This is a genomic window from Paenibacillus sp. J22P143 (assembly GCF_059692035.1).
Map to the genome: position 1 here is coordinate 20,584 of NZ_JCAUAQ010000042.1, position 7,178 is coordinate 27,761.

Sequence of the window (7,178 nt, forward strand, 5' to 3'; positions counted from 1 at the left end):
GGACCAAAGGTTGCACTTTCGCACTAATTCATCTAGGTTCAGCCGTTTTCCCCGAAAATGAGTGTATTTTTGCATCTTTGACCATTTACGCTTCAGAATGAAAAAGAACTAAAGGTTAATGCAAAAAACAAAGGAGCTAGGCGCATACTTCACGCCTTAGCTCCTTTCCCATGCCATTTCAACTACGCTTCAGGCGAAGCCAACAAATCCCGTTTCTCAAATTCGGCAATCACCTTGAATTGGTCCCCATCAATGTCAATCGTGAGCGTGCCGCCTTGCAGCTCAACGATGCTCTTAGCAATCGCAAGACCGAGGCCAGAGCCTTCTGTTAAGCGGGACTGGTCACCGCGTTTGAAGCGTTCAAACAGCTCTTCTACGCCAAAATTCAGCTCATGCGTCGAGATATTCTGGATAATGAAAATGATGCGCTCAATATTTTCCGTCAACGTGACGTAAACCCGTGTTCCTGGCAAGGCGTATTTCAAGGCGTTGCCGATGAGGTTCTCGAAGACGCGCCATGTTTTTTTGCCATCCAGCAGGGCATACATATGCGGGCTTTGCACGTTCACTCGGAAAGACAGCGAGGATGCCTCGATTTTGTCGCTGAACTCCGCTAAGGCCTGCGTCAGCAAGGCGGAGACGTCGACTTTTTCCCAGTAAAGCTCAGTTGCCCCGCTTGCCATCTTCGACGCCTCGAAGAGATCTTCGATGAGTACCTTGAGCCGCTGCGTTTTCCGATCGAGCACCTCAAGATAGTGGGTGGATTGGTCAGCGGACAAGCCTTCCTTTTTAAGCAAATCGACATAATTGATAATGGAGGTTAACGGTGTTTTCAAATCATGTGAAACATTCGTAATGAGCTCTGTTTTGAGACGATCGCTGACACGTTGTTTCTCCAGCGAAAGCTGCAGGCCGTACTTCATATTGTTAATGTTCATCGCCATGCGAGACAGCTGACCTTTCCCTTTGGCAGGCAGGGTCACATCGAAGTTGCCTTGCGACATTTGTTCCACGCCTTTGATGATAGCACGAAGCTGCTTAATCTTCCGCATCATGTAAGGCAGCACGACGAGAAGGAACATGATGTACAAGGCAAACGTGAAGACGACAACAGCCTCTTCTCCTTCCAAAGCAACCATACATACGGGCAAGAAGCCCATGATTGCGATGATCGCCATAAAGACTAACAGCTTGAAGCGCAAGCCTCGCTGCTCTAAGATATCTTTCACAGTTTGCCAGAAGGAGGCAGTTACGCTGCTACTCCACTCTTTGGCGAGATTTTCCGGATGTTTCAGCAAGGTGACAGCACCACGAAGGCCGCTGCACACAATCACAAGCAAAACGGAAGCGATGAGGACGATGCTTACTTGGTATAGGCTTATATAGGTCGGAGACCAGTAATAGATCTCCGCATCCATGAGGATAACAAACAGTGCAGTAGCCGCAATAAAAGTTGTCCAAGCCCGAACATCAAGCGGGAACCGTTTCCTAATCTCCATTTGGATACCGCTTAACGATATGTCCTCGGACCTATATTTTCTTGCAAAGTAGGTTAACGAGATTGTAAGAATTACAAGTGCTGCGAGCAAGTACATCGTTGCTGTCGCTTGGTTCTTCATGGACTCGAATGAGAGATAGTCCGCTTGAATAATGCCCGAGCCTTGCGATGGGTTCAAGATGTAGTACGTAACATTGACCTGATCAACATTCATGGCGTAGGACAATCTGTTTGGTTCATCTATTTTGGGTAATGTCAGTGTATACATGAACGCCTGCTGATCCTGCAATTTTTGCAGCGCTTCAGGCGCGATATTGCTATAGGTTTCGCCGGTTTTCAAGTTTTTCACGACGTAGTAAAGCGATTTGAGACGGTTATCCAGATTCGTCTTGGCTGACAAGAATTGCTTTTGCTTAGCCGTAATCGCCATCTTAAGCTTCTGTTCAAAAGCGGCATCCTTCTCCTTATTTAACTCCGCCATTTTCGCGTCTCTTTCAGCTTCCAACCGATCTACATCTGCATTGGTTTCATGATTGCGAGCCGTGTTGATACGCGATCTATACTTCTCTTGCAAATTGTTGATGCGATCTTGTACAGTTCGTTCTGCTTCACGCTTCACCGTATAATATTCATTATCGCCGAGCTGCTCTTCTGGTGTTTTCTCGCTAAAATGCGGAGCCTCCAGATGATACAACTGAATGTCCTGATACACAGAATTCATTTCCCTGGCGAATGCCCCGCTTTTGAAATAAGCGTCCTCACCGAAGTACACGCTGTTCTTATAGACATTCGTTGCAGCAAATAACGTCAACGTCCACATGATGACAACACTGACAAGCAGCACTAGTGAAATCGATTTACTTTTCCATTTTATAGCCAACACCCCACACCACCTTCAAATATTTCGGATCCTTCGGATTGATTTCAATTTTCTCGCGAATTCTGCGCACATGCACAGCTACGGTATTCTCGGCGTTAAAGGCGGGATCTTTCCACACCTTTTCATAAATGTCATCGATGGAAAAAACGCGGCCTTTATTCACCATCAACAGCTCCAAAATTTTGAATTCTGTTGGGGTCATGCGCACATCCTCGCCATCGACCGTGACTTCCTTGGTGACTGGATTAAGCACAAGGCCGCGGACGCTTAATTCCTCGTTTGCCGCTGTTTCCATCGTTCCAAAGGGGCCTAGCGTTGTGTAGCGTCTTAACTGCGACTTCACTCTGGCGATCAGCTCTAGCGGATTGAATGGCTTCGTTAAATAATCGTCAGCGCCGACATTGAGGCCCACAATTTTGTCTGTATCCTCCGTTTTGGCGGAAAGCATCAGGATCGGGACATTGCAGCTCTCTCTAATCTTGAATGTCGCTTGGATCCCGTCCATCTTCGGCATCATAATATCGAGGATGATCAAATGAATCTCCTTTTCCTCCAGCACACGCAGCGCTTCCAGACCGTTGTTCGCTTTGCTGACTTCCATCCCTTCGCCTTTCAAATAAATCTCAATCGCTTCCTGAATGTCGATATCGTCATCGACGACAAGCACTTGGTATTTCGTCACGTCCACGCACCCTTTTTCTTCATCTCACTTCAACCCACCGTACTAGCCTAATGATAATAGACACTATTTACAAAATTGCTATTAAAATTCTTACGAAATTATGAAGACGAGGCTGACAAGCCGTTCACTTTATTAGTGTAGCATGGAAGGATCCCTTAAAAAATGCCAAAAAAGCCGTCTCCACTGTAGTTTTTATCTACGGGATACGGCTTTTCTCCATGGTTATTACGTCATTCGATCGTGTCCAGCCTTGCCTTATCCTCATCCAAGGAATCCATGGCTTGCTGCACTGCAGGGCTATCCGATTGGAGACATGCCTGCGCTACGGCATTTTCCGCCTTGGCAATTGCATTGTGAGCTTCTTCCGTCGTTTGCGCTGTCGGGTGAGACAAGGCATGATTTACGGCTTGGTGAACATTATCAACGGAATTTTGTGCAGATGAGATCGGATTTTGCGATTGCAAACTGGAGTCTGTTTTTGTCATATCGTGTTCGCTACCTCCTCGTCAAAATGTACAGTACAACCGCTATCATGAGATATTTAGCCTTATTTTATGCACGGAAAACTAGATCTGCTGAAAATCGGCTAAGCCACCCTCCTTGAGGGAAGCGACCTAAAGCTTATCTTTTGATAGAATAGTTATACGTTGATCATCATTCATACTGAAAAGGAGATGCGCCATGGCCGTAACACCAAAGACGCTAAGAACATGCCCCAAAGGGCACAAGTATCATAAAAGTACAGATTGTCCGACCTGCCCAACATGCGAAGAAGAAAAAAGACCCGAGAACGGATTTCTCGCCCTACTCTCAGCCCCCGCAAGACGAGCGTTGGAAAACAACGGAATAACGACGTTGCAACAACTCTCAACCTATAGTGAAAAAGAAATTATGAAATTTCACGGTATGGGACCCGCTACTTTACCTAAACTTAGGACTTCTTTGCAGGAAGCAGGGTTAACCTTCAAGGACTAAATACGATTAGCTTTCCCCATATAAAAGCGGTAGATTAGGAGTTTTTGCTCGTCCTAGTCTACCGTTTTGTGCTTTCGTTATTTCGTTGGCGCGGCAGGAGGGTTCGCTCCTTGACCGCTTTGTTGTTGCCCGCCAGCACCAGTGCCTCCCTGACCTTGTCCACCTTGGCCGTTCCCACCGGGACCGCCTTGCATGCCAGGTCCACCGCCGCCAGGCCCACCCTGCATCATGCCAGGACCTCCTTGCATATCACGGTGTACCATTTTGCCGCCAAGATGTCCTGTGTAGCTAACCAGAATCACCACCACCAGAGAAGCAACGAGGAAGATCGGGTTGCGACCAAGCTCGAGCTTTTTCCAAATGAGCAACCCGACGCGTATAGCCGCCAGCACAATCGCTGCGAACATTGTTAGCTTTGCGTAAAACTCATGAGAGTGGGCCAGCGTATTCCGTGATTCAGGTCCCGTCAGAACACCGGCAATCGCGCCAAGCGCCCCAACTACAAGGCAAAGTAAACCGGCTGCGTGCCAATCCTTCTTTTTAGAAATAAGGGCCGCGACATCAAAAACAAAGCTGAAAATTAATAGGGCAATCGGAACGTGCGTAAATATAAAATGTAGATTTTTCAGTATGTAGTCCATGCTATTCTCTCCTTCGTATCTCGGAAAATAGTTACACTACAAAGTGTAGTGTTTGAGATTGGACTTGTCAAATCTTTTCTTACAAGCCCCGCACACGGTCAAAACATACAGAAAAGGGCTTATTTAAATAAGCCCCATCACGATTATAAAAATAAATGCAGACATCGTAAGTCGAATCAGCGGCCAGCGCAAGGTGACTTTCATCTGTGGATCCAAAATATGCTGAATGCGCACATTCATCGACGTCTCTGCAAAAGAAGCATGCGAGAGCGGAAAGCGCAGCTTCGTTGTTTGCTTGAGCAGCTTAAGCAGCGCACTACCTAAGTCCGTAGCTTGTTCCATCCGTTCGATCGCATACTTATCCGCGCGGAGCTCGATCATCATCGGATATTTGTGTGCAATCCATTCAAAAATAGGGATATACCGCATCGACTTCGAGATCAGCGCAAGCAGGAAAATAGCCGCAGGATCTCGGTGCTGTACATGGCACTTCTCATGCTCAATAACCGCGCGAAGCTCGTTAGGCTCTAGCATGTCCATTAGTCCCGTCGAGACGAGTATGCGCGGCTTCCACAAGCCAATGGTCATGGCAAGGGGGGCCTTATAGCGGACGATTTGGAGCTGCTGCTGTGTAAGCTCGAAGTTCGCCGCATACTCGGCAGAAAGGGCAGCATCTTGATATTTCTTCACGAGCTTATTCGCCTTGACCACATCATAGCCATGCTTGACGGCGAGCCAAACCATCGTCCCCATCGTGTAGAGGATCAATAGGTTTACCAAGGTCATTGGCACGGGCCCAGGTACATGCAGATATCGAAATAAAACCACGCACAAATCAAATAAATTGTGCGAAGGTCGTAAGTGGAATAAATGCCCTAGGAGGAAGGCAACCATCTGCCATACAATCGTGCCTCCGATTACCAGTGCAGCCGCGTACAGCCATTTGAACCGCGATTCTGTCATCGTTATCGATCCTTTTTCAGAAGTAGAATGTGCTGCTCCAACTGGTCAAGTAGCTCAGGGTCAACTTTATCGAGCGCATCAACCATATGGGTAACCGCTAATGAGCCGAATTGTTCAATGAGGTCATACGTAAGCTCTTTGGATTGCGTTTCCATGAACTCTTCGATGGTCACAACCGGCTTATAATGAAACGATCTGGTAACTGAATGCTTTTGTAAAATCTTTTTGTCCACTAGACGGTTCATCACCGTCATTACGGTATTGAAATTGATCGCTTTGTCTTCATCCAGCTTCTGTTGGACGTCTTTGATCGTCATTTCTGAGGAACTGGTCCAGAGAATTTCCATGATTTTGGACTCCAGAGGACCGAAAAAGCGGTTAAGTCCGCTTTCCTTTAATTTAAAGTTTTGCATTTTCACGGTAGGTCACACTCCTTACACTATAGATTGTAGTGTGCGCATAGGCAGGAAGTCAAGATTCGTCGCGTTGTGCCAGGAAAACTTTTTGACATCTGGGATAAAAGGCGATATACTACTTACATAAAGTTAGTTATTAAATAATGTATAGCTAAGGAGTGGTTCTCATGAGCATTCATATATATTCGGCTAGTGAGCAAGGCGTCGGTGCATTTGATGGAGGAAAATTCGTCGAACAACGGGCGATCAGCTTCCCCCGCGAAAAGACAGCAGTAGATCGTGTCGGCCCTTTATTCTACTGGGCATGGGGCAAAGCATCCGATGTATCGGAAATCGGCATGCACCCGCACAAAGCGTTCGAGATCGTCACCTACGTGATCGACGGGCTCGTGGAGCACCGCGACTCCCTCGGTTCCTTGGAAACCGTGACGAACGGCGGCGCGCAAGTGATTCAAGCAGGCTCGGGCGTTTATCACTCCGAGGCCTTCCGCAGAGCGGGCAGCGAGGCGATGCAGATTTGGTTCGAGCCGCATTTGAGCGAGACCGTGAAGAAGCCAGCGACCTACAACCAATACGAGCATGAGCAGTTTCCGATTAACGAGCAGGCTGGAGCTACAATGAAAACCGTGATTGGCGAGGATGCGCCCATCCAGCTAGATACGGATGTTCGGATGTATGATTGGGAGCTCGCGCCTGGCGCGGCGTTCAGCTACAACTTGGAACTGGGACGCAGGCTGGCGTTGCTTGTGATTCGCGGGGAAGGTGCGGGGGAAATAGTCGCGCTGGGGCAGGAGCAGAAGCAAGGGCTAGAGCTAGAGCAAGGTCAAGGGCGCAAAACCTTGTCCCACAAGGATTTTGTGTTGGCACAAGCGGCTGGTGAAGGCGGGGCCCTTCACTTGCAGGCGGACAGTGAGCAAGCGTTACGCATCATTGCGATTGATGTGCCTGAGGAACCAGGTTATGCGTTGTATCGGAAGTAAAACTCCGTTTGAACATGCACCACCCAGTCCATATGGGGCTGTTGACAAACACATACAATATTGAGAGGTTTTTCTAAAGACTGCGTAGAATTTATTTCTATGCAGTTTTTCTATTTGGAGGGATCGGATTATGATGGGGGTTA

Annotated in this window: 8 protein-coding genes; 2 read left to right on the plus strand and 6 right to left on the minus strand. The window is 47.7% G+C overall.

Annotated elements, in window-relative coordinates; genetic code table 11:
- Window positions 1–182: 182 nt before the first annotated feature.
- The 3 genes from AC58PQ_RS28310 to AC58PQ_RS28320 form a co-directional block, all read right to left on the minus strand.
- Window positions 183–2,378 carry a sensor histidine kinase gene (locus AC58PQ_RS28310; protein WP_497247530.1) on the minus strand — a complete coding sequence of 732 codons (2,196 nt, stop codon included), beginning with the start codon at window positions 2,376–2,378 and terminating at the stop codon, window positions 183–185.
- Complete coding sequence (locus AC58PQ_RS28315; RefSeq protein WP_497247532.1) at window positions 2,356–3,060, minus strand: response regulator transcription factor; 705 nt, start codon at window positions 3,058–3,060, stop codon at window positions 2,356–2,358. The genes AC58PQ_RS28310 and AC58PQ_RS28315 overlap by 23 nt, the downstream gene beginning before the upstream one ends.
- Window positions 3,061–3,290: 230 nt before the next feature.
- The gene (locus AC58PQ_RS28320) at window positions 3,291–3,545 is read right to left on the minus strand and encodes a hypothetical protein (protein ID WP_477588313.1); all 255 of its coding nucleotides are present in this window, start codon (window positions 3,543–3,545) and stop codon (window positions 3,291–3,293) included.
- Window positions 3,546–3,741: 196 nt separating this feature from the next.
- Between AC58PQ_RS28320 and AC58PQ_RS28325 the strand changes: the two genes are divergently transcribed.
- Window positions 3,742–4,035, plus strand: coding sequence for an RNA polymerase alpha subunit C-terminal domain-containing protein (locus AC58PQ_RS28325; RefSeq protein WP_497247534.1), 294 nt, complete (start codon window positions 3,742–3,744; stop codon window positions 4,033–4,035).
- Between the two features lie 77 nt (window positions 4,036–4,112).
- On the opposite strand, the gene AC58PQ_RS28330 is transcribed toward AC58PQ_RS28325, so the two are convergent.
- The 3 genes from AC58PQ_RS28330 to AC58PQ_RS28340 form a co-directional block, all read right to left on the minus strand.
- A complete protein-coding gene (locus AC58PQ_RS28330) occupies window positions 4,113–4,676 on the minus strand; it encodes a DUF2231 domain-containing protein (protein WP_497247536.1) in 564 nt (187 codons plus the stop codon).
- A gap of 123 nt (window positions 4,677–4,799) precedes the next feature.
- Window positions 4,800–5,639: a M56 family metallopeptidase gene (locus AC58PQ_RS28335; protein WP_497247538.1), complete on the minus strand. Its 840-nt coding sequence runs from the start codon at window positions 5,637–5,639 to the stop codon at window positions 4,800–4,802.
- Between the two features lie 2 nt (window positions 5,640–5,641).
- Window positions 5,642–6,058 (minus strand): BlaI/MecI/CopY family transcriptional regulator, encoded by a 417-nt coding sequence (locus AC58PQ_RS28340; RefSeq protein WP_497247540.1) that lies wholly within the window; start codon window positions 6,056–6,058, stop codon window positions 5,642–5,644.
- 164 nt (window positions 6,059–6,222) lie between these two features.
- Between AC58PQ_RS28340 and AC58PQ_RS28345 the strand changes: the two genes are divergently transcribed.
- Window positions 6,223–7,035 carry a pirin family protein gene (locus AC58PQ_RS28345; RefSeq protein WP_497247542.1) on the plus strand — a complete coding sequence of 271 codons (813 nt, stop codon included), beginning with the start codon at window positions 6,223–6,225 and terminating at the stop codon, window positions 7,033–7,035.
- Window positions 7,036–7,178: the final 143 nt, after the last annotated feature.

Bases quoted from the DNA above. Each gene is read 5' to 3' on its own strand.
- AC58PQ_RS28320 (WP_477588313.1), bottom strand. From the start codon at position 3,545: ATGACAAAAACAGACTCCAGTTTGCAATCGCAAAATCCGATCTCATCT.
- AC58PQ_RS28325 (WP_497247534.1), top strand. From the start codon at position 3,742: ATGGCCGTAACACCAAAGACGCTAAGAACATGCCCCAAAGGGCACAAG.
- AC58PQ_RS28330 (WP_497247536.1), bottom strand. From the start codon at position 4,676: ATGGACTACATACTGAAAAATCTACATTTTATATTTACGCACGTTCCG.
- AC58PQ_RS28335 (WP_497247538.1), bottom strand. From the start codon at position 5,639: ATGACAGAATCGCGGTTCAAATGGCTGTACGCGGCTGCACTGGTAATC.
- AC58PQ_RS28345 (WP_497247542.1), top strand. From the start codon at position 6,223: ATGAGCATTCATATATATTCGGCTAGTGAGCAAGGCGTCGGTGCATTT.